The sequence below is a fragment of the Bradyrhizobium sp. 18BD genome, from assembly GCF_054185225.1.
In genome coordinates this window covers 31,526-52,185 of record NZ_JAVAYL010000005.1, presented here as the reverse complement: position 1 = coordinate 52,185, position 20,660 = coordinate 31,526, and the positions used below count along the sequence as shown (strand labels likewise).

The window sequence follows — 20,660 nt, the reverse complement described above, 5'->3', positions numbered from 1 at the left end:
CTCGCTCTCAAGCACCGGTTCAACGAAAGCCATACGGAACACGCAAATGAAGGTGATGTCGATTTTCGGTACGCGGCCGGAAATGATCAAGATGTGGTCAACGCTGAAGAAGCTCGACGACTACAATTTCGATCATGTGATGGTCCACACCGGCCAGAATTTCACGCCGGAGCTGCGCGAATTCTTCTTCAAGGATCTCAAGCTCAGGAAGCCGGACTACGAGCTGGACATCGACACCTCGGGCTACGGCCCCGAAGTCGCGGACGTGATCAAGAAGTCCGACGCGCTGATGGAGAAGGTGAAGCCCGACGCGCTGCTGATCCTCGGTGACACCTATAGCGGCCTGAGCGTGCTGCCTGCGTCGCACCGCGGCATCAAGATCTTCCACATGGAGGCCGGCCTGCGCGCATGGGATCGCCGCATGCCCGAGCAGCGCAACCGCATTCTGATCGATCACATCAGCAATATTCTGCTGCCCTATAACCACTATCATCGCGAGAACCTGCTGCGCGAGGGCATCCACCCTTCGAAGATCATCGTGACCGGCAATACGACCTTCGAGGCGATGCGGGCCTTCATGCCGGAGATCGAGAAAAGCGACATTCTCAAGCGCCTCGGCCTCGAGCCGAAGGGCTACATCCTGGTAACGGCGCACCGCAGCGAGAACGTCGACGATCCGCAGAATCTCGCCAACATCTTCAAAGCGCTCGGCGTCCTCAACCAGCGGCTCAAGCGTGAGATCATCTTCCCGATGCATCCGCGCACGACCAGCAAGCTGAAGAACATCGACGTGCCGCCGAACATCCGGATCATGGCACCGCTCGGCTTCTACGATTTCAACCAGTTGCTGAAGCAGTCCTACGTGGTGCTCTCCGATTCCGGCACCGCGGCCGAGGAGGGGCTGTTCTACAAGGTGCCCAATGTCAGCCTGCGCATGGCGACCGAGCGCATGGAGACGCTCGAGAGCGGTGCCACGATCGTTTCGGGCATGGAGGCCGAGAACATCGTCGAGGCGGTGACGCTGGCGGTCAGCCTGCCCTGGAGCGCGCGCTACGAGTTCGAGGAGGATTATTCGCCCTCGTCCGTGGTGGTGAATGCGATCCGCACCAAGATCACGAACTTCTTCTGAGCCTCGCAGCGAGCGGCGGTGACCCGCCGCCGCTGATACTGTGAAGCACCGACATGAGCCGTGGCCTGCTGATTGCGCTGATCTCGACGGACTATCCGCCCCTGCGGACGTCCGCGGCGGTGCAGTTGCGGGATCTCTCACGGGAGTTTGCGGCGCAGGGGCATAGGCCGGTCGTCATCGTTCCGTCGCCGATGTCGGATAAGCCGTGGGTGGTGGAGCAATTCGACGGGGTCGAGGTGTTGCGCGTGGCTGCGCCGCCGACGCGCTCTCCGTCGTTCGTCCGGCGGGCCATCGCCGAGATGTGGCTACCGTTCGCCATGTATCTCAACATCCGACGCAGCCCGTTTGCCGCGGCGAATTGGGACCTTCTGGTGTGGTATTCACCACCGATCTTCTTCGGTCCGCTGATTGCGAAATTGCGGCGCAAATCGAAGGGCAAGAACAAGCCGAGGACCTATCTCATCCTGCGCGATATCTTTCCGGAATGGGCGGTCGACCTCGGCCTGGTCCGGCGAGGCCCGGTCTACCTGGTCTTCAAGGCCATTGCGGCATTCCAGTACAGCGTCGCCCAGGTGATCGGCGTGCAGACTGAGTCCAATCTCCGCTACCTCGAAAAGTGGGATCGCGCCCCGCGCCGCATCGAGGTGCTGCGCAACTGGCTCGAGGTGACGCCTGATATCGGCAGCAGCATCGTTGTGAAGAATACGCCGCTCGCCGGCCGCAAGATCTTCGTCTACATCGGCAATATGGGCGTGGCCCAGGGCATGGATATCTTCATCGATCTGATCCACGGCCTGCGCGACCGCACAGATATCGGGTTCCTGTTCGTCGGGCGCGGTACCGAGTTCGCGCGCCTCGAGGCCGAGAAAGCCTCGCGCGATCTCAGCAACGCGCTGTTCTTCGGCGAGATCGATTCGACCGAGATTCCGGGCCTTCTCGCGCAGTGCCATGTCGGCATGGTCGCACTGCATCCCGACCATAAAACCCACAATATTCCGGGCAAGTTCGTCTCCTACGTGCAATATGGGGTGCCGGTCCTCGCGCGGGTGAATCCGGGCACCGACCTGATGAGGCTGATCGAGGCCGAGCAGGTGGGGAAGGTATATGTTGGGAATTCCGTTAACGAGTTGAAGGAACTCGCAGAACAACTTATGGATGACGACGTATTGCGTCGTTCGATGTCGGAGCGCGGTCGGGAATTGGGGCGCTCGATGTTTTCGTCTTCTGCTGCGGTGCAGCAAATTGTAGCGTCTGCCGTTGTGCCGGCGCCGCAAGGGTGATGAGAATGATGAGAATCATCGTCCGGGGGCGGTTCGCGTGCACCACCTAGTGGAACATTTTGGCCGAGCGGAAGCCTCTGTCTTTCCGGCCGTTGGGGCGAGCGAGCGGATGTCGTTGCGGATATTGGTAACCGGCGCTTCTGGCTTCATAGGGTCTACCCTGACCAATGCGCTCGCAAACGACGGCCACTTCGTCCGGGCGGCGTCCCGCAAGCCGACCTCGCTTGCCAATGCGCCGGGAAGCGAATGGGCGGAGCTGTCCGATCTTGAGCGCGATGTGGATTGGGCCCCCCTTCTTGATGGCATCGATACCGTCATTCACCTCGCGGCCATCGCTCATCGCACTCACATCGACAGCGGCCAGTACACAAGGGCCAATCGCGAGGCGACGGCGCACCTGGTCCAGGCCTGTGCGCAGCGCGGGATCAAGCGTCTCATCTTCATGTCGTCGATTGGCGCGCAGGCGGGCTCCGCTGCCGACCATGTCGTCACCGAGAAGGACGAGCCGTGGCCCATGACGGCCTATGACCGGGCCAAGCTCGCGGCGGAAGAGGAAGTTCGTCTTTCTGGCGTACCGTTCACCATTCTGCGGCCGGTCATCGTCTATGGCCCGGGAGCCAAGGCCAACATGGCCATGATGATGAAGATTGCGTCGCTGCCCGTGCCGCTCCCGTTTGGCTCCTTCCAGAATCGCCGTTCGCTGCTCTCGATCGACAATCTCGTGCAGGCGGTGATGTTCTGCCTCGGCAATCAGGACACGATCAATCGGACTTTCATCGTCTGTGATCCCGAGCCGATCACGCTGGCTGAAATGATCGGGACGCTGCGCGAGGCTACTGGGCGGCCGCGCAATTTGGTTCCGATCCCACCGGCTGCCGTGCGGGCGCTGGTTTTTGCTGCCGGCCACCGCGGGCTTTGGGATCGCATCGGACGCGAGCTTGTCGCAAGCTCAGCCGATCTTCAGAGCGTCGGATGGTCTCCCCGCGTGCATACAAAGGATGGCCTGCGCGCGATGGTGCGAGCGTCTTCCAAATGAAGCGTTTGCTCGATGTAGCGGTCTGCGCGGTGCTCCTGCTCCTGCTCTGGCCGATCTTGCTGATTGTCGCTGTTGCCATCCGGCTCGATAGCCGGGGCGACGCGATTTTCCGGCAGGTTCGGGTCGGGCGGAACGGGCAGCCATTCACCTGTTACAAATTCCGGACGATGGCCTCGGACACGGGCGATCTTCCGACCCATCAGGTCTCGGCGGCGAAGGTCACGCGGCTGGGCTATCACATGCGGCGTTTCAAGGTCGATGAACTGCCGCAGGCCTTCAACGTATTGGCCGGTGACATGAGCCTGGTCGGTCCGCGGCCGTGCCTGCCGTCGCAGGTCGAGCTTGTCGAGGCGCGGCGCAAGCTCGGGGTGTTCAGCGTGCGTCCCGGCATCACCGGGCTGGCCCAGGTTCGCGGCGTCGACATGTCGAACCCGGAGCGGCTGGCCGAACTCGATGCCCAATACGTCAAATCCCAAAGCTTCATTGGCGATCTCGGGCTGATCTGGGCGACGTTGCGCGGGCAGGGCGTCGGCGTCGACCAGATCGTCAAGACCTGAAGCGCAATCCCGCGCTCACGCCCGACGCCTGAATCGATCCGGCTTAATCGAAAACCGGATGGAAGCGCCGAGGATTCCAGCCGAAATCCTCGATCGCCGGCGTTGCATCGAAGGTCATGTCCTTCATCATGCGCAAGCCCATCGCCACGTTGGCCGTGGGATACAGCGGTTTCGCCATCGCGAAGATAACGCGCCACAGCCATGGGGAGACGGAAATGAGCCGGCGAGGGCGTCCCATGCCGTCAAACACCCGGCCGATCATTTCGCTATAAGGCAGCGTTTCCGCGCCCGGTAGCGAATAGAATTTGTTGCGTGCTGCCGGGCTCTCGGCTGCAGCGATCGCGCCGATCGCGAGATCCTCCGCGTGCACCGGCTGCCGAAGACCCTTCGCGCCACCGACGATCGGCATGAAGCCGGCCCGCCGAATCAGCCGCGACAACGGCGTGATGTTGGTGTCCCGTCCTTCTGCGTAGATCAGGGTCGGTCGCAAGATGGTCCAGCTGACCTCGCGCTCTTGGCAAAGCCTGGCGATGATCTGCTCGGCTTCGGTCAGGTTTCGGATGGTCTCGCGCTCTTCCGCAACTTCAGTATCCTGCTTGGTGAGCACGCTGGTTGAGCTCAATGCCACGACGCGTTTGACCGGGGATGCGAGGATGACGGGCAATGCCTTGGCCAGCTGAATTGCGTCGGCGGTACAGTACAGCGTCGTGACGTCAGGAAATTTCAGAGTGTCCGGCTGCGTCAGGTCGGCCTGAATCCACGCCACGCTGGCGGTCGTGCTGCGGGGGGAGCGGGAGACTGCAAAGACACGCCCGTGTCGGCGGGCGAGATGATCGACGAGATAGCCGCCGACCAGTCCGCTGCCGCCGATCACGAGACATTCCGTCTGCTTGCCTGTGCTGCTGTCCAGCATGCTGCTCTTCCGCCCTCAACCGCCGTTTACAATCAACGCTGTTGCGTGGGGTCAAGCTTGTTCTGGCCGGTTTTGGACTCGTCGCGTGGTGCTGCGGGCTGGAGCCGCTTCTGCTCCCGTTCCTTCATCCATGCATCGTACTGCGCCGTGCCCGGCCGCGGCGGGGCGTCCGCCGGTAGGCCGCCCGCCCATTGCGGGACATAATCGCCCATCCCGGCCGACAGTCTCTCGTTGACCGTGCCGCAGCCCGACAGCCCCGCGGTCGCCGCGAGGAGAAGCAGAAGGGACCGAAACCGCATGATCATCGTGTGGACGCGCCGGGCAGAAAAACAGGAGGGTGCCGGATGACCGGCGTTTAACGAGGGTAGCCTTCAACAAGGTAAAATTGGCTTATTCGAGGTAGGTACGAACATACCGGATTGCGACCGCTCGCGATGTTCAAATTCTGCAAATGGAAGACGAAATCCTCCATCCACCCGGTGCACCGCTTTCCTACACTGCCCGCTCGCGACAATCTGGCTTGGTCGGCACCGGGGGTTTTTCGTTGACAGGTCCATTTTATTTGTACATTCGTGCAAATGACGGCTGGAAAGCCGACGAAGATCGGGCGCTCGGGTTACCCCAACGTAACCGCGACACCGCTCTTCGCCCTTGCTAATCGGAACGCTCGGCTTGCGCCGAATGGTCGCCAAACGTCCGATTGACAATGAGGGCGCGAAAGACGCCTTGTGGCGCGCGACATCGTGCGCGCGTGAGCTAAGCTGAAGCAAGGACCGGGCACTCGGTCCGGCGCATAAGAGGTCAGGAATGAAGGGGAGGGACATCTGATGTTCGAACGTAAAATGTTTTCGCGCACCGCAGCAGCGGCCGCAATCGCAGGTCTCGCGGCGATCGTGCCGGCCAAGGCCGAAGACACCGTCAAGGTCGGCCTGATCCTGCCGATGACCGGCGGCCAGGCCTCGACCGGCAAGCAGATCGAGAACGCGATCAAGCTCTACATGCAGCAGAAGGGCGACACCGTCGCCGGCAAGAAGGTCGAGATCATCCTCAAGGACGACGCTGCGATTCCCGACAAGACCAAGACCGCCGCGCAGGAGCTGATCGTCAACGACAAGGTCAATTTCATCGCCGGCTTCGGCGTGACGCCCGCCGCGCTCGCGGCCGCGCCGCTGGCGACGCAGGCCAAGATCCCGGAAGTCGTGATGGCGGCCGGCACCTCCATCATCACCGAGCGCTCGCCCTATATCGTGCGCACCAGCTTCACCCTGGCGCAGTCCTCGACCATCATCGCGGACTGGGCGGTGAAGAACGGCATCAAGAAGGTGGCGACGCTGACCTCGGACTACGCACCGGGCAACGACGCGCTGAATTTCTTCAAGCAGAACTTCACCGCGGGCGGCGGTGAAGTGGTCGAAGAGGTGAAGACGCCTCTCGCCAACCCCGACTTCGCGCCGTTCCTGCAGCGCATGAAGGACGCCAAGCCCGACGCGATCTTCGTGTTCGTGCCGGCCGGACAGGGTGGCAACTTCATGAAGCAATATGCCGAGCGTGGTCTCGACAAGGCCGGCATCAAGGTCATTGGACCCGGCGACGTCACCGACGACGACCTGCTCAACAACATGGGCGACGCCGTGCTCGGCACCGTCACTGCGCATCTCTATTCGGCGGCGCATCCCTCGCAGATGAACAAGGATTTCGTTGCCGCCTACAAGAAGGCATTCGGCAATCGCCCGGGCTTCATGGCGGTGAGCGGCTATGACGGCATCCACCTCATCTACGAGGCGCTGAAGAAGACCAATGGCGACACCAGCGGCGACAAGCTGATCGAGGCCATGAAGGGCCAGAAGTGGGAAAGCCCGCGCGGCCCGATCTCAATCGATCCCGAGACCCGTGACATCGTGCAGAACATCTACATCCGCAAGGTCGAGAAGGTCGACGGCGAGCTCTACAACGTCGAGTTCGCGACCTTCGAAGCCGTCAAGGACCTCGGCAAGACGAAGAAGTGACCCGCTCTTCTAAACCTCTCCCGCTTGCGGGAGAGGTCGGCGCAAAGCGCCGGGTGAGGGCTCTCTCCTCTGGGGGAGTCTTCGTTGTTGAAGCACCCTCTCCCCAACCCTCCCCCGCAAGCGGGGGAGGGAGCGCAGCACGGCAATAGGCTACACTTGAGATGATATTCGACCCTCGATGACCTCAATCCTCACCAACCTGTTCGATGGCGTTGCCTACGGCATGCTGCTGTTCGTGCTTGCCTGCGGGCTCGCGGTCACGCTCGGTTTGATGAACTTCGTCAACCTCGCGCACGGCGCCTTCGCCATGGCGGGTGGCTATGTCTGCATGGTGCTGGTCAACCGGATGGGCTGGCCGTTTTTCGCCGCGCTGCCGCTCGCCTTCGTCTCATCGGCCGCGATTGGCATTTTCCTCGAGCGCACGCTCTACCGTCACCTCTATACGCGCAGCCATCTCGACCAGGTGCTGTTCACCATCGGCCTCACCTTCATGTCGGTCGCAGCCGTGGATTACATCCAGGGCTCCTCGCGCGTCTTCATCAACCTGCCGGCCGCGCTGCAGGGCCAGTTCGACGTGTTCGGCGTCGGCATCGGCCGCTACCGGCTAATGATCATCGTGATCTGCGGCCTGCTGACGATCGGCCTCCAGATGGTGCTGGCCAAGACGCGTTTCGGCAGCCGGCTGCGCGCCGCGGTCGATGATCCGCGCGCGGCGAGCGGCCTCGGCATCAATGTGCCGCAGGTGTTCGCGTTCACATTCGCATTCGGGTGCGGCCTTGCCGGTCTCGGCGGCGCACTGAGCGCCGAGATCCTCGGCCTCGACCCGTACTTCCCGCTGAAGTTCATGATCTACTTCCTGATCGTGGTCACCGTCGGCGGCTCGTCCTCGATCACCGGGCCGTTCCTGGCCTCGCTCCTGCTCGGCATCGGTGACGTCGCCGGCAAATATTACGTGCCGAAGATGGGACCCTTCGTGATCTACACCATGATGATCGTGATCCTGATCTGGCGCCCGAACGGTCTGTTCGGCCGCACGGCCGCGCGTTGAGTTCGCCGATGAGCGCTTCTTCCGACGTCGGTTATCACGCGCAGCGCCAGGCGCGCTGGCACTTCGGCGAAGCCGCCTTCTGGCTCGTCGTGCTGGCCTGCGGCTTCCTGTTTCCCACGCGTTTTCTGATCATGACCGACATCCTGCGCCTGGCGCTGTTCACGATGTCGCTCGATCTGATCCTCGGCTATGCCGGTATCGTCTCGCTCGGCCATGCCGCCTTCTTCGGCGTCGGCGCCTATGCCGCCGGGCTGCTTGCGTTGCACGGCATCATCAACGAGCCGGTGCTGGCGCTGATCGTCGCCGGCCTTGCTGCGATGGTGCTCGGCTTTGCCACCAGCTTCCTGGTGATCCGCGGCGTCGATCTCACCCGGCTGATGGTGACGCTCGGCATCGCGCTGTTGCTGGAGGCGCTCGCCGAGCGCTTCTCCAACATCACCGGCGGCACCGACGGCCTGCAGGGCATCGAGATGCAGCCGATCTTCGGCGCGATCCCGTTCGACATGTTCGGCAAGACCGGCTTCTTCTATTCGCTGGCCGTGCTGTTCCTGCTGTTCCTGTTCGCCCGCCGCGTCGTGCATTCGCCGTTCGGGCTCTCGCTGCGCGCGATCAAGAACAATCCGCTGCGCGCGGCTGCGATCGGCATCCCCGTCAATCGTCGCCTGATCGCGATCTACACGCTCGCGGCCTTCTATGCCGGGATCGCCGGCGCGCTGTTCACACAGACCACAGCGATCGCCTCGCTCGACGTGTTCGCCTTCGAGCGCTCCGCCGATCTGATGCTGGTGCTCGTCATCGGCGGCACCGGCTATCTCTATGGCGGATTGATCGGCGCGGTGGTGTTCCGCATGCTGCAGGAGTTTTTCTCCGCCATCACCCCGCAATACTGGCAGTTCTGGATCGGCCTCGTGCTGGTCGTGATCGTGCTGGTCGGCCGCCAGCGCCTGCATCGCTGGGTGCTGTATGTGCCCAATCTGATCATCAAGCAGGTCGCCGGACGTAAGGCCGTCGTCGCCGCGCCGGAGAGCGACGCATGACCATCGCCCTCGAAACCCGGAATCTCGAGAAGACCTTTGGCGGCCTGCGCGTCACCCGCGACCTGTCGCTCAGGATCGAGCAGGGCGCCCGTCACGCGCTGATCGGCCCGAACGGCGCCGGCAAGACCACGGTGATCAACCAGCTCACCGGCGTGCTCAAGCCGAACTCAGGCCGGATCCTGCTCGAAGGCCAGGACATCACGGACCTGCCCGTGCACAAGCGCGTGTTGCGCGGCCTGTCGCGCACGTTCCAGATCAACCAGCTCTATCCTGATCTAACTCCGCTCGAGACCATCGGCCTTGCCGTCTCCGAACGCCTCGGCCATGGCGGTGACTGGTGGCGGCGGATGGGCACGCGCGCCGACGTCAACGGCGAGATCGCCGATCTTCTGACCCGCTTCCACCTGCTCGACGTCATGAACGAGCAGACCGTGACCTTGCCTTACGGCAAGCAGCGCCTGCTCGAGATCGCGGTCGCGATCGCCGCCAAGCCGCGCGTGCTGCTGCTCGACGAGCCCGCCGCCGGCGTGCCCGAGAGCGAGCGCCACGACATTCTCGCCGTCGTCGGCGCGCTGCCGCGCGACGTCACGGTGCTGCTGATCGAGCATGACATGGACCTCGTGTTCTCTTTCGCCGACCGCATCTCGGTGCTGGTCTCCGGCGCGCTGCTCACCGAGGGGCCGCCCGAGCAGGTGGCGCGCGATCCGCAGGTGAAGGCCGTCTATCTCGGCGAGGAGGCGGTCAATGTCTGACCTGCTCGCGATCGATTCCCTGCGTGCCGGCTATGGCGAGGCCGTGGTGCTGCCGAAGATGAGCCTGCGCCTTGCCGAAGGGCAGGTGCTGGCGCTGCTCGGCCGCAACGGCACCGGCAAGACGACGCTGATCAACTCCATCGTCGGCGTCACCCGCCGCTTCTCCGGCACGGTCGCGCTCGGCGGCACGGACGTCACCACGCTCCGGCCCGATCAGCGCGCCCGCGCCGGCATCGGCTGGGTGCCGCAGGAGCGCAACATCTTCCGCTCGCTCACGGTGGAGGAGAACATGACCGCGGTGGCCCAGCCCGGCCCCTGGACGGTCGAGAAGGTCTACGAGATGTTCCCGCGGCTGAAGGAGCGGCGGACCAATTTCGGCAACCAGCTCTCCGGGGGCGAGCAGCAGATGCTGGCGATCGGCCGCGCGCTGACCCTCAACCCGAAGGTCCTGCTGCTGGACGAACCGACCGAGGGCCTGGCCCCCATCATCGTCGAGGAGCTGCTGAAGGCGATCGGGACCATCACCCGGGCCGGGGGCATCTGCTCGATCATCGTCGAGCAGAATGCCCAAAAGATTCTGGGGCTTGCCGACCGCGTTGTGATATTGGAACGCGGAACGATCGTCCACGACGCCCCGAGCGCCGCGCTGAAGGCCGACCCGTCGGTTCTGGAGCGCCACCTCGGGGTCGCAGGGGCGGCGGCCCACTAAGAAATATCCCGGGAGTACAAAATGCAGCGAACCAAAGCCCCCTTCCGTGCCGACGAGGTCGGCAGCCTCCTGCGCCCCGCCAAGATCAAGGAAGCCCGCGCGAAGCTCGAGAAGGGCGAGATCTCGGCCGACGATCTGCGCAAGATCGAGGACATGGAGATCGAGAAGGTCGTGCACAAGCAGGCTTCGGTCGGCCTGAAGCTCGCGACCGACGGTGAATTCCGCCGCTCGTGGTGGCATTTCGACTTCCTGGCCAAGCTCACCGGCTGCGAGCTGTTCCACCCCGACGCCGGCATCCAGTTCACGGGCGTGCAGACCCGTCACGACGCGGTCCGGGTGATCGACAAGCTCGACTTTCCCGATGACCACCCGATGCTGGACCACTTCCGCTTTCTGAAGAAGGTCGCCGACCAGGCCCACGTCACCGCGAAGATGACGATCCCGTCTCCGGCCGTGCTGCACTTCCGCGGCGGCCGCAAGTCGATCTCCAAGGACGTCTATCCCGATCTCGACGCCTTCTACGAGGATCTCGGCAAGACCTACCGCAAGGCCGTCAAGGCGTTCTACGACGCCGGCTGCCGCTATCTGCAGTTCGACGACACCGTGTGGGCCTATCTCTGCTCGCCGGACGAATTGCAGAAGGCGCGCGAGCGCGGCGACAATCCGGATGGCTTGCAGCAGATCTACGCCCGCATCATCAATTACGCACTGGCCGAGAAGCCCGCCGACATGGTGGTGACGACGCATGTCTGCCGCGGCAATTTCCGCTCGACCTGGATTTCCTCGGGCGGCTACGAGCCGGTGGCCGAGACCATGCTCGCCGGCACCAATTACGACGGCTACTTCCTCGAATACGATAGCGACCGTGCCGGCGGCTTCGAGCCGCTGCGCTTCCTGCCCAAGGGCAACAAGGTCGTCGTGGTCGGCGTCATCACCTCGAAGTTCGGCGAGCTCGAGAAGAAGGACGACATCAAGCGTCGCCTCGAAGAAGCCGCCAAGTTCGCTCCGCTGGAGCAGCTCGCGCTCTCCCCGCAATGCGGCTTCGCTTCGACCGAAGAGGGCAACATCCTCTCCGAGGAAGAGCAGTGGGCGAAACTGAGCCTCGCGGTCGAGATCGCGAAGGAAGTGTGGGGCAACTGAGCCTCGCTCGTGTCCCGGACGCGCTGCAACGCTCTTGCGTTGCTGCGCAGAGCCGGGACCTATGCTGCTAGACTTGCTCTTCGGAGATGTGGGCCCCGGGCTCTGCAGCGCACCGCTGAAGAAGCGTTGCGCTGCGTCCGGGGCACGAGAGTATCTCACTTCTCCGCCAGATAGACCTCACCCAGCAGCGACGAGTTCGACCACGGCACCTGCTTGTTCTTCGTGGACGAGACCACCTCGGCCCGCACCCGCGTCAGCATCTGCTGCACTTCCAGGCCCGGTGTGCCGAGATGACGGGAGAGGGCGGCGGAGAACGGCGAGTTGGCGCCTTCGCCGTCGAGCGCGACCTGGCCCGGCGCGGTGGCGAAGGCGATCAGCGTGCCCGCGCCCAGCGTCGCGCCGGTGCCGAGGCTCGTTGGAGCTGCGAGGCCCGAGGCGCCTTCGATGCCGCGATTGGTGCCTGCGCTTGCGACCTGCTGCGCCATCGGATTGTTGCGGCAGGCATCGAAGATCAGGATGTTGGTGCGGACCTGGTCGTCGAGGCCGGCCATGATCGTGTCCATGTCGATCATCGCCTCGGTCATGCCTGTGCCCGGCTTGAGCTCGACATCGACCGGAATGAGATAGTTGCGGCCATCGACCTGCACGCCGTGGCCGGCATAGTACACCACCGCAACTTGCGCCCGCGCCGCGTCACGCAAGAAGTCGCGTGTCATCTTCTGCATTGCCGCGCGGTCGAGGTCGACGCCTTCCGACACCGTGAAGCCGATGTCGCGCAGGCTCTTGGCGACCGCGCGCGCATCGTTGGGCGGATTGGGCAGCGCCTTCACATGCGCATAGGCGCCGTTGCCGATGATCAGCGCCATCCGCGTACCGCGTACGGCCGGAGCAGGTGAGGGCGCGGGGGCCGCACCAGTCTGCTGTGAGGCAGGAGCTGTCGCCGTCGTCGGTGAGGGCGCATCGCGCGGGATCGGTGCGGCTGCATCCGTGATCAGCGCCAGCCGCACCTTTGCTGTCGCCTGGTTGGACTTGCTGCCGGCATCCGAGGCGACGATCGCGAGCGTCGCCATGTAGTCCTCGCGGGCGCGGGCGTAGTCGCCCTTCGCTTCATAGGCGAGCGCCCGATGGGTGTAGCCCGAGATCAGCACGCTGTTCGGCGGCGTCATGATGTTGACCGGCGGCTTCTCCTTGGCGAGCCGGATCGCGTCGCTGCCGTCGGCGATGGCGCGATCGAGATCGCCCTTGGCGCGCCAGATCGAGGTGCGGGTGATCAGCGGCTGCGGCAGCGTCGGGTCGAGCCGGATCGCCTGGTTGATGTCGGCGAGTGCGGCGTCGAGCTCGCCGAGCGCCTCCTTCGCGATGCCGCGGTTCTGGAACGAGAATGTCGATCGCGGGTCGGCCTTGATGGCGGCATCGTAGTCGGCGACCGCCTTGGCGTAGTCGCGCTTGCCGCGCCAGGCATTGCCGCGATTGTGGAAAATGATGCCGCTGGGCGGGCCGAGCTTCAGCGCATCGTCGAAATCGGCGATCGCGATGTCGTAGTCGCCCTTGTCGAAATAGGCCGATCCCCTGAGGTTATAGACCGCCTGGCTCGGCTTGAGCCGAATCGCTTCGGTGGTGTCGGCGATGACCTTGGCGTAGTCGCCCTTCTTGTTCCAGCCGACGGCGCGCCAGAAATACACGGTCGCGAGCTGCTCGCCCTTGAATACCTTCAGCGCAATGATCTTGCTGCAGGCGTCGACCATCTGGTCCGCCGGCGTGGTCTCGGTGGTGCAGAGCGGTCCGAGCTGGTTGCGGGCCTGCGCATGGGCCGGCGCGGACCCGAGCAGGGCAGCGAGCAAAAGGGCGGGGATCAGGAGCAGGCGGCGCAAGGAGACCTCGGCTGCAGGCGTTTGTGATGGGAATGTCTGCCCTTGGTCGCGCGCGCGGCGTTTCGGGTTCACGCCGCGATGGTCTGCTGCGGTCACTTCCTGGGCTGGCGAGTGCGGACCTCAATCGATCCGCCCGCCATCTGGACCTCGAACCGCGACAGGAAGCTCATGCCGAGCAGGCCGTCGATGCCTGCGCCAAATCCCTTCTCGTCGCCATCCTGCACCGCGACGGGCACGTTCATCGCTTCGAGCTTGCCCAGCACGACCTTGTCGGCCCTGGAGAGCTTTGCCTTGGTCTGGCCGTTGGCGGTGATCAGCGTGATGTCGCTGGCGCCGCCGTCCGGGATCTTGGCCTTGCTCGCAAAAGCCGATTTCACGGACACATAGCTTGCGCCGGTGTCGAGCACGAACAGCCCGCGCACGCCGTTGATCTCGGCTTTCACGGTGGCGACCCCCTTCTGCCCGTGGATCGGGAAGCTCTCATTCCGGGACTCGGTCGACGAGACGCAATTGCCCTGCCGCTCATAGTCGGCGATGATCTTCTGCGTCTTGCTGTTATCGCGCGTCGCCGGATCGAGCGCGACCCAGCGGTTGATCGGCGCCGTCGCCTCGCAGAACTGCTTCAGCGCGGCGTATGCGTTCGCCATGCGCATGAAGATCCCGCCCGAGATCATTTTCTTGTCGCCGCTGAACAGCTCGATCGTGTCGGAGTAGTCGGCGAGGGCGCGGCGGTAGTCGCCGGCAGCGTCCAGTGCCATGGCGCGGACATAATGCGCGCTCTGGTCGGACGGCGCGCGTTTGACATACTCCTCGGCGGCTTCGACAGCCTTCGGGTAGTCGGTGATGCTCATATAGATGACGGACGCCTTGTTCAGTGCGGTCAGCGGCGCTCCGCAGCTCTGGACGAATTTGTAGAGCCCGTCGGCGGCTTGCCGACGGTAGCCGCGCCTGTCGAGCATCATGGCGAGATCGTCGATGCTGCGCTGATCGCATGGTTCGCGCTTGAGCTCTTCCAGCTTCAGCCAGATCAGACGTTCGCGCGCGACCGCGGCCGGCACTGCCCCGATGCGGGCATAGACGGCTTCGAACACCTGGTCCGGATTGTCGGTGGTGGGGTCGCTTGCGCGGGCGATACTTGCGAACGAAACGAGCAGCAGGATCGTCAGGCATTTTCGCCGGAACATATGCACCCCAGAGTATCGCAACAGGCGCTCTCTATATCCGTAAGTGTGACCTGTGCAAATTGGGGCGCTAAGCTTTCCCCGGTGGGCAGATGATGTTAGAAGTCCTCCATCTCAACGGCCTGCCCACTGCCTTCCCACTCATGAAGAACGACGAAATCCTCAGCCAAATCACCGAGTTCTGCCGCAAGGCGGGCATGGCGGAATCGACCTTCGGCCGGCGCGCGGTGAACGATGGGAAGCTCGTGCAGCGTCTGCGCGAGGGCAAGCGCATCACCATCGACACGCTGGAGCGGATCCAGGCCTATATCGCCGCATCAACGACGGGCGGCCTGCCGCCGCCGCGTGGCCTGCAAGTGCCGCCGGAAAAGCGCGATCCGCGCGGCAATTTCCGCTTCTTCGAGAACCGGCAGAAATACCTGCTGTTCGTCCATACCTGCAGCGAGAAGCGGGTGATCGCGGACCGGGTCGCGCTGGAGCTTGCCGCCATCCATCCGCGACCGCCGGCGCTGCGCATCTTTGACGCGGGGGTCGGCGACGGCACGGTGCTGGCGCGGGTGCTGCGCGCGACGCATCAGCGCTATCCCCATATGCCGTTCTATGTGGCCGGCAAGGAGCTCAGCCTCGAGGATCTGCGCCTGACGCTGGAGAAGGTGCCGGACCGGATTTTCGAGCATCCGGCGTCGGTCTTCGTCTTCACCAACATGTTCTACTCGGAGGCACCCTGGCTGACGCCGGCTTCGCCTGCGGCGGCTGCGGCCACCGTCTGGCACGAGGTCCCGCTGCGAGGGGCCTCATCGGGCGAGTTCGAGGCCCAGATTGCAGAGCTGCGGCCGTTCCTGGAGCAGAACTGGCGCGCGGCGATCAGCCCGCGAACGGCCATGCCGCTGTACGAGCGGCCGGTCGTGCTGGTGCTCTACCGCGAGGACCACAGGTTCCTGCTGGATTCGACCATTCCGCGGCCGGGCCAGACCGAGGCCAATTTCGACCTCGTCATTGCATCCCAGCCATACCGCGCCCTGTCCTCGGTCAATTTCCGGGCCAAGCGCATCATAGCGCCCTTGGCCAAGGCCCTGCGGCCGGGCGGCCGCCTGATCGGAATCCACTCCCACGGCCGGGATCCGGGCATGGAAATGATCCAGGCGATCTGGCCTGGAGAAAACCCTTTCTCGGTCAGCCGTCATGAGCTATTGCGCGCCGTGAAGTACGAGCTCGGCTCGTTGGGCCGCGACTTAAATTTTAATGCTTATGCGGATAACCGCTCGATCTTCAGGTATGATATGGAAGCGCTGCCCAACGAGGTCACCGGCTCCATCGGAACCTCGACGGCCTTTGCAGCGTGGAATGCGGCGGTGTATGTCGCTCAGATCGAGGACGACCGGTTGGCAGATATGACTCAAAACGGCCGCACTCTGGACGCCGCCAGGGACGTGCTGAGAAAATACAACGGGCTCTGGTTTCTAGACGAATCCTACGTCATCTCGCGCCGGCGTGATTGACATAATCCAAGGTAAACATCGCAAACGAACCGCCGTCGAGTGGCGGAACAAGGGGTTACTTGATGCGCGCGTCCTATCTCTTCACCAGTGAGTCCGTGTCCGAAGGCCATCCGGACAAGGTCTGCGACCGGATTTCGGATGAAATCGTCGATCTGTTCTACCGCGAGGGGCCGAAAGCCGGCATTGACCCGTGGCAGATCCGTGCCGCCTGCGAAACGCTCGCGACCACCAACAAGGTCGTGATCGCCGGCGAGACCCGCGGTCCGAAGTCGGTCACCAACGAGCAGATCGAGGGCGTCGTGCGCGCCGCGATCAAGGACATCGGCTACGAGCAGGAAGGCTTCCACTGGCAGAAGGCCGACATCGAGATCCTGCTGCATCCGCAGTCGGCCGACATCGCCCAGGGCGTCGACGCGCTGCAGCCCGGTGAAGTCAAGGAAGAAGGCGCTGGCGACCAGGGCATCATGTTCGGTTACGCCACCAACGAGACGCCGGATCTGATGCCGGCGCCGATCTTCTACGCCCACAAGATCCTCCGCCTGATCTCCGAAGCCCGCCACTCCGGCAAGGAGAAGGTGCTCGGCCCGGACTCCAAGAGCCAGGTCACGGTGCAGTACGAGAACGGCAAGCCGGTCGCCGTGCGCGAGATCGTGGTGTCGCACCAGCATCTGGTCGAGGACATCTCGTCCAAGCAGATCCGCGACATCGTCGAGCCCTATGTGCGCGACGCGCTGCCGAAGGACTGGATCACCCCGAAGACCATCTGGCACATCAACCCGACCGGCAAGTTCTTCATCGGCGGTCCCGATGGCGACTCCGGCTTGACCGGCCGCAAGATCATCGTCGACACCTACGGCGGTGCGGCTCCGCATGGCGGCGGCGCGTTCTCCGGCAAGGATCCGACCAAGGTCGACCGTTCGGCGGCTTACGCTGCGCGCTACGTTGCCAAGAACATCGTCGCGGCCGGTCTTGCCGACCGCTGCACGCTGCAGCTCGCCTACGCCATCGGCGTTGCGCGTCCGCTGTCGATCTACATCGACACCCACGGCACCGGTAAGGTATCGGAGGACGAGCTTGAGAAGGCCGCCGCGAAGGCGATGGACCTGACCCCGCGCGGCATCCGCACCCATCTCGACCTCAACCGCCCGATCTACGCGCGCACCTCGGCCTACGGCCATTTCGGTCGCACGCCCGACAACGAGGGCGGCTTCTCCTGGGAGAAGACCGATCTCGTCGAGCCGCTCAAGCGCGCGCTCTAACTCTCTTTACCTCGCCCCGCTTGCGGGGAGAGGTCGCCGCGAAGCGGCGGGTGAGGGGACTCTCCGCAAGCTCGGTGCTTGGAAAGAGCCCCTCACCCCAGCCCTCTCCCCGTAAGAACGGGGAGAGGGAGAAATGGTGCCACATAGCGTTCAGCTTGCCTTGCTACTGACACGCCAGCCTCACTGATTAGGAAACAGACATGAACGCGAAGCCCGGCTTCACCGATTATATCGTCAAGGACATTTCGCTCGCTGATTTCGGCCGCAAGGAGCTCTCGCTCGCCGAGACCGAGATGCCCGGCCTGATGGCCACCCGCGAAGAGTACGGCCCGAAGCAGCCGCTCAAGGGCGCGCGCATCGCCGGCTCCCTGCACATGACGATCCAGACCGGCGTGCTGATCGAGACGCTGGCAGCGCTCGGCGCCGACATCCGCTGGGTCTCCTGCAACATCTATTCGACCCAGGACCACGCGGCTGCTGCGATCGCGGCCGCCGGCATTCCGGTGTTCGCGGTCAAGGGCGAGAGCCTGACTGAATATTGGGACTACACCGCCAAGCTGTTCGACTGGCACGGCGGCGGTCACCCCAACATGATCCTCGACGACGGCGGCGATGCCACCATGTACGTCCATCTCGGCCTGCGTGCCGAGAAGGGCGACACCGCCTTCCTCGACAAGCCCGGCTCCGAGGAAGAGGAAATCTTCTTCGCGCTTCTGAAGAAGCAGCTCAAGGAGAAGCCGAAGGGCTACTTCGCCGCGATCGCCGAGAGTATCAAGGGCGTTTCCGAAGAGACCACCACGGGCGTGCATCGTCTCTATGACATGCAGAAGGCCGGGACGCTGCTGTGGCCCGCGATCAACGTCAACGACAGCGTCACCAAGTCGAAGTTCGACAACCTCTATGGCTGCCGTGAATCGTTGGTCGACGGCATCCGCCGCGGTACCGACGTCATGCTGTCGGGCAAGGTCGCGATGGTCGCCGGCTTCGGCGACGTCGGCAAGGGCTCGGCCGCCTCGCTGCGCCAGGCCGGCTGCCGCGTGATGGTGTCGGAAGTCGATCCGATCTGCGCGCTGCAGGCGGCGATGGAAGGCTACGAGGTCGTGACCATGGAAGACGCCGCGCCCCGCGCCGACATCTTCGTCACCGCCACCGGCAACAAGGACATCATCACCATCGAGCACATGCGCGCGATGAAGGATCGCGCCATCGTCTGCAACATCGGTCACTTCGACAACGAGATCCAGATCGCGTCGCTGCGCAATCTGAAGTGGACCAACATCAAGCCGCAGGTCGACGAGATCGAGTTCCCCGACAAGCACCGCATCATCATGCTGTCGGAGGGTCGCCTCGTGAACCTCGGCAACGCGATGGGCCACCCGTCCTTCGTGATGTCGGCGTCCTTCACCAACCAGACGCTGGCGCAGATCGAGCTGTTCGCCAACAACAAGGACGGCAAGTACAAGAAGGAAGTCTACGTGCTGCCGAAGTCGCTCGACGAGAAGGTCGCGCGCCTCCACCTCGCCAAGATCGGCGTCAAGCTCACCGAGCTGCGCAAGGACCAGGCCGACTATATCGGCGTGAAGCAGGAAGGCCCGTACAAGTCGGACCACTACCGCTACTGAGCACTGGTTCGATCGACGATCGACACGAAGCCCCGGAGCGATCCGGGGCTTCGTTGTTTCGGCGTGTGGAATTCAACTCGCTTTGCGGTTGCGGCACGGCTGATTGCCAATTGACGGCCAGCAATCGCGGGCGGACAATCCTCCTCGGCGGAGGAAACCATGCAACAAGAACATTTCGACGTGCTGATCGTCGGTGCAGGGCTATCAGGCATCGGCGCGGGCTATCATCTGCAGAGCAAGTGCCCCACCAAGAGCTACGTTATTCTGGAGGGGCGCGACTGCATCGGCGGCACCTGGGACCTGTTTCGCTATCCCGGCATCCGCTCCGACAGCGACATGTTCACGCTCGGCTATTCCTTCAAGCCGTGGACCGATCCGAAGGCGATCGCGGATGGGCCGCAGATCCTGAACTATGTGCGCGAGACGGCAGCCGAGAACGGTATCGAGAAGCACATCCGCTTCCGTCATCGCGTCAAGCGCGCGGCGTGGTCGACGCCGGATGCGCGCTGGACCATCGAGGCCGAGCGCACCACCGGCGAGGGCGCAACCGAACTGGTGCGCTTCACCTGCAATTTCCTGTTCATGTGCTCGGGCTATTACAAATACGAGGCGGGCTACACGCCGGAATTTGCGGGCGTTGCGGATTTCGCCGGCCGCATCGTACACCCCCAGAAATGGACCGAGGACATCGACTATGCGGGCAAGCGTGTCGTCGTGATCGGCTCGGGCGCGACAGCGGTGACCCTGGTGCCGGAGCTCGCCAAGAAGGCCGCGCAGGTCACGATGCTGCAGCGCTCGCCGACTTACGTGGTGTCGCGTCCGGCGCAGGATCCTGTCGCCAACAGGCTCCGCCGCAATCTGCCGACGCGGCTGGCCTATCACGTCATCCGCTGGCGCAACGTGATGTGGGGGATGTTCTTCTTCCAGCTCAGCCGGAGGCGGCCGGACAAGGTGAAGAACCTGATCCTCGGTGGCGTGCGCATGGCGCTCGGGCCGGACTACGACATCGCGACCCATTTCACGCCGCGCTACAATCCCTGGGACCAGCGGCTGTGCCTTGTGCCCGACGGCGACCTGTTCAGCGCGATCCGCGAAAAGCGCGCCGCCGTGGTCACCAACGAGATCGACACCTTTACCCGCGACGGCATCCGCCTGAAGGACGGCAGCGAGCTTGCGGCCGACATCATCGTCACGGCGACCGGGCTGGTGCTCCAGGTCGTCGGCGGCCTCGAGGTCAGCGTTGACGGCCGTACCGTCGATTTCGCGAAGACGCTAACCTACAAGGGCATGATGTATGCGGATGTGCCGAACATGGCCTCGGCCTTCGGCTACACCAACGCGTCGTGGACGCTGAAATGCGATCTCACCTGCGAATATGTCTGCCGGCTCATCAACTACATGGACCGGCACAATTTCCGCCAGTGCATGCCGCACAACGACGACCCCGAGATCACCGCGCAGCCATCGCTCGCTTTCACCTCGGGCTATGTGCAGCGCTCGGTCGCAAAAATGCCGAAGCAGGGCTCGAAGCGGCCGTGGCGGCTGTACCAGAACTACGCGCTCGACATCGTTTCCTTGCGCTTCGGCCGGATCGATGACGGCGTGATGCAGTATTCCTGAT

At 63.7% G+C, this 20,660-nt stretch carries 18 protein-coding genes; 14 read left to right on the top strand and 4 right to left on the bottom strand.

Going from position 1 to position 20,660, the window contains the following annotated elements; genetic code table 11:
- The first annotated feature begins 46 nt into the window (after positions 1–46).
- The 4 genes from wecB (at position 47) to RAD16_RS10790 (ending at position 4,002) form a co-directional block, all read left to right on the top strand.
- Entirely contained in the window at positions 47–1,129 is a 1,083-nt protein-coding gene (gene wecB / locus RAD16_RS10805; RefSeq protein ID WP_326898371.1) for a non-hydrolyzing UDP-N-acetylglucosamine 2-epimerase, read from the top strand.
- Between the two features lie 53 nt (positions 1,130–1,182).
- Positions 1,183–2,409 carry a glycosyltransferase family 4 protein gene (locus tag RAD16_RS10800; protein WP_458157851.1) on the top strand — a complete coding sequence of 409 codons (1,227 nt, stop codon included), beginning with the start codon at positions 1,183–1,185 and terminating at the stop codon, positions 2,407–2,409.
- A gap of 109 nt (positions 2,410–2,518) precedes the next feature.
- Positions 2,519–3,445, top strand: coding sequence for an NAD-dependent epimerase/dehydratase family protein (locus RAD16_RS10795; protein WP_458157850.1), 927 nt, complete (start codon positions 2,519–2,521; stop codon positions 3,443–3,445).
- Positions 3,442–4,002: a sugar transferase gene (locus tag RAD16_RS10790; RefSeq protein WP_458157849.1), complete on the top strand. Its 561-nt coding sequence runs from the start codon at positions 3,442–3,444 to the stop codon at positions 4,000–4,002. The genes RAD16_RS10795 and RAD16_RS10790 overlap by 4 nt, the downstream gene beginning before the upstream one ends.
- A gap of 43 nt (positions 4,003–4,045) precedes the next feature.
- Here the strand turns inward: RAD16_RS10790 and RAD16_RS10785 are convergent, their stop codons facing one another.
- Positions 4,046–4,915 (bottom strand): NAD-dependent epimerase/dehydratase family protein, encoded by an 870-nt coding sequence (locus tag RAD16_RS10785; protein WP_458157848.1) that lies wholly within the window; start codon positions 4,913–4,915, stop codon positions 4,046–4,048.
- A gap of 32 nt (positions 4,916–4,947) precedes the next feature.
- Positions 4,948–5,220, bottom strand: a complete 273-nt coding sequence (locus RAD16_RS10780; RefSeq protein ID WP_458157847.1) for a hypothetical protein — start codon at positions 5,218–5,220, stop codon at positions 4,948–4,950.
- A gap of 522 nt (positions 5,221–5,742) precedes the next feature.
- Here RAD16_RS10780 and RAD16_RS10775 point away from each other — a divergent pair.
- The 6 genes from RAD16_RS10775 to RAD16_RS10750 all read left to right on the top strand — a co-directional run bounded on the left by RAD16_RS10775 (position 5,743) and on the right by RAD16_RS10750 (position 11,607).
- Positions 5,743–6,921, top strand: coding sequence for an ABC transporter substrate-binding protein (locus RAD16_RS10775; protein WP_458157846.1), 1,179 nt, complete (start codon positions 5,743–5,745; stop codon positions 6,919–6,921).
- Between the two features lie 178 nt (positions 6,922–7,099).
- Positions 7,100–7,969: a branched-chain amino acid ABC transporter permease gene (locus RAD16_RS10770; protein WP_458157845.1), complete on the top strand. Its 870-nt coding sequence runs from the start codon at positions 7,100–7,102 to the stop codon at positions 7,967–7,969.
- An 8-nt stretch (positions 7,970–7,977) separates the two neighbouring features.
- Positions 7,978–9,006 (top strand): branched-chain amino acid ABC transporter permease, encoded by a 1,029-nt coding sequence (locus RAD16_RS10765; protein ID WP_458157844.1) that lies wholly within the window; start codon positions 7,978–7,980, stop codon positions 9,004–9,006.
- Complete coding sequence (locus RAD16_RS10760) at positions 9,003–9,758, top strand: ABC transporter ATP-binding protein (RefSeq protein ID WP_326898382.1); 756 nt, start codon at positions 9,003–9,005, stop codon at positions 9,756–9,758. Before RAD16_RS10765 ends, RAD16_RS10760 begins: the two co-directional genes overlap by 4 nt.
- Positions 9,751–10,467 (top strand): ABC transporter ATP-binding protein, encoded by a 717-nt coding sequence (locus RAD16_RS10755; protein ID WP_458157843.1) that lies wholly within the window; start codon positions 9,751–9,753, stop codon positions 10,465–10,467. The genes RAD16_RS10760 and RAD16_RS10755 overlap by 8 nt, the downstream gene beginning before the upstream one ends.
- A 21-nt stretch (positions 10,468–10,488) precedes the next feature.
- Entirely contained in the window at positions 10,489–11,607 is a 1,119-nt protein-coding gene (locus tag RAD16_RS10750) for a cobalamin-independent methionine synthase II family protein (protein WP_458157842.1), read from the top strand.
- Between the two features lie 155 nt (positions 11,608–11,762).
- Here RAD16_RS10750 and RAD16_RS10745 read toward each other — a convergent pair whose 3' ends face one another.
- On the bottom strand, positions 11,763–13,478 hold the full coding sequence (locus tag RAD16_RS10745; protein ID WP_458157841.1) for a caspase family protein: 1,716 nt from the start codon (positions 13,476–13,478) through the stop codon (positions 11,763–11,765).
- A 92-nt stretch (positions 13,479–13,570) separates the two neighbouring features.
- Positions 13,571–14,662: an aspartyl protease family protein gene (locus tag RAD16_RS10740; protein WP_458157840.1), complete on the bottom strand. Its 1,092-nt coding sequence runs from the start codon at positions 14,660–14,662 to the stop codon at positions 13,571–13,573.
- Between the two features lie 140 nt (positions 14,663–14,802).
- Between RAD16_RS10740 and RAD16_RS10735 the strand changes: the two genes are divergently transcribed.
- The 4 genes from RAD16_RS10735 (at position 14,803) to RAD16_RS10720 (ending at position 20,659) form a co-directional block, all read left to right on the top strand.
- The gene (locus RAD16_RS10735; RefSeq protein WP_458158184.1) at positions 14,803–16,158 is read left to right on the top strand and encodes a hypothetical protein; all 1,356 of its coding nucleotides are present in this window, start codon (positions 14,803–14,805) and stop codon (positions 16,156–16,158) included.
- A gap of 62 nt (positions 16,159–16,220) precedes the next feature.
- The gene (gene metK, locus RAD16_RS10730) at positions 16,221–17,417 is read left to right on the top strand and encodes a methionine adenosyltransferase (RefSeq protein WP_458157839.1); all 1,197 of its coding nucleotides are present in this window, start codon (positions 16,221–16,223) and stop codon (positions 17,415–17,417) included.
- 200 nt (positions 17,418–17,617) lie between these two features.
- Positions 17,618–19,039 carry an adenosylhomocysteinase gene (gene ahcY, locus RAD16_RS10725; RefSeq protein WP_458157838.1) on the top strand — a complete coding sequence of 474 codons (1,422 nt, stop codon included), beginning with the start codon at positions 17,618–17,620 and terminating at the stop codon, positions 19,037–19,039.
- A gap of 159 nt (positions 19,040–19,198) precedes the next feature.
- On the top strand, positions 19,199–20,659 hold the full coding sequence (locus RAD16_RS10720) for a flavin-containing monooxygenase (protein ID WP_458157837.1): 1,461 nt from the start codon (positions 19,199–19,201) through the stop codon (positions 20,657–20,659).
- The last annotated feature ends 1 nt before the right edge of the window (position 20,660 follow it).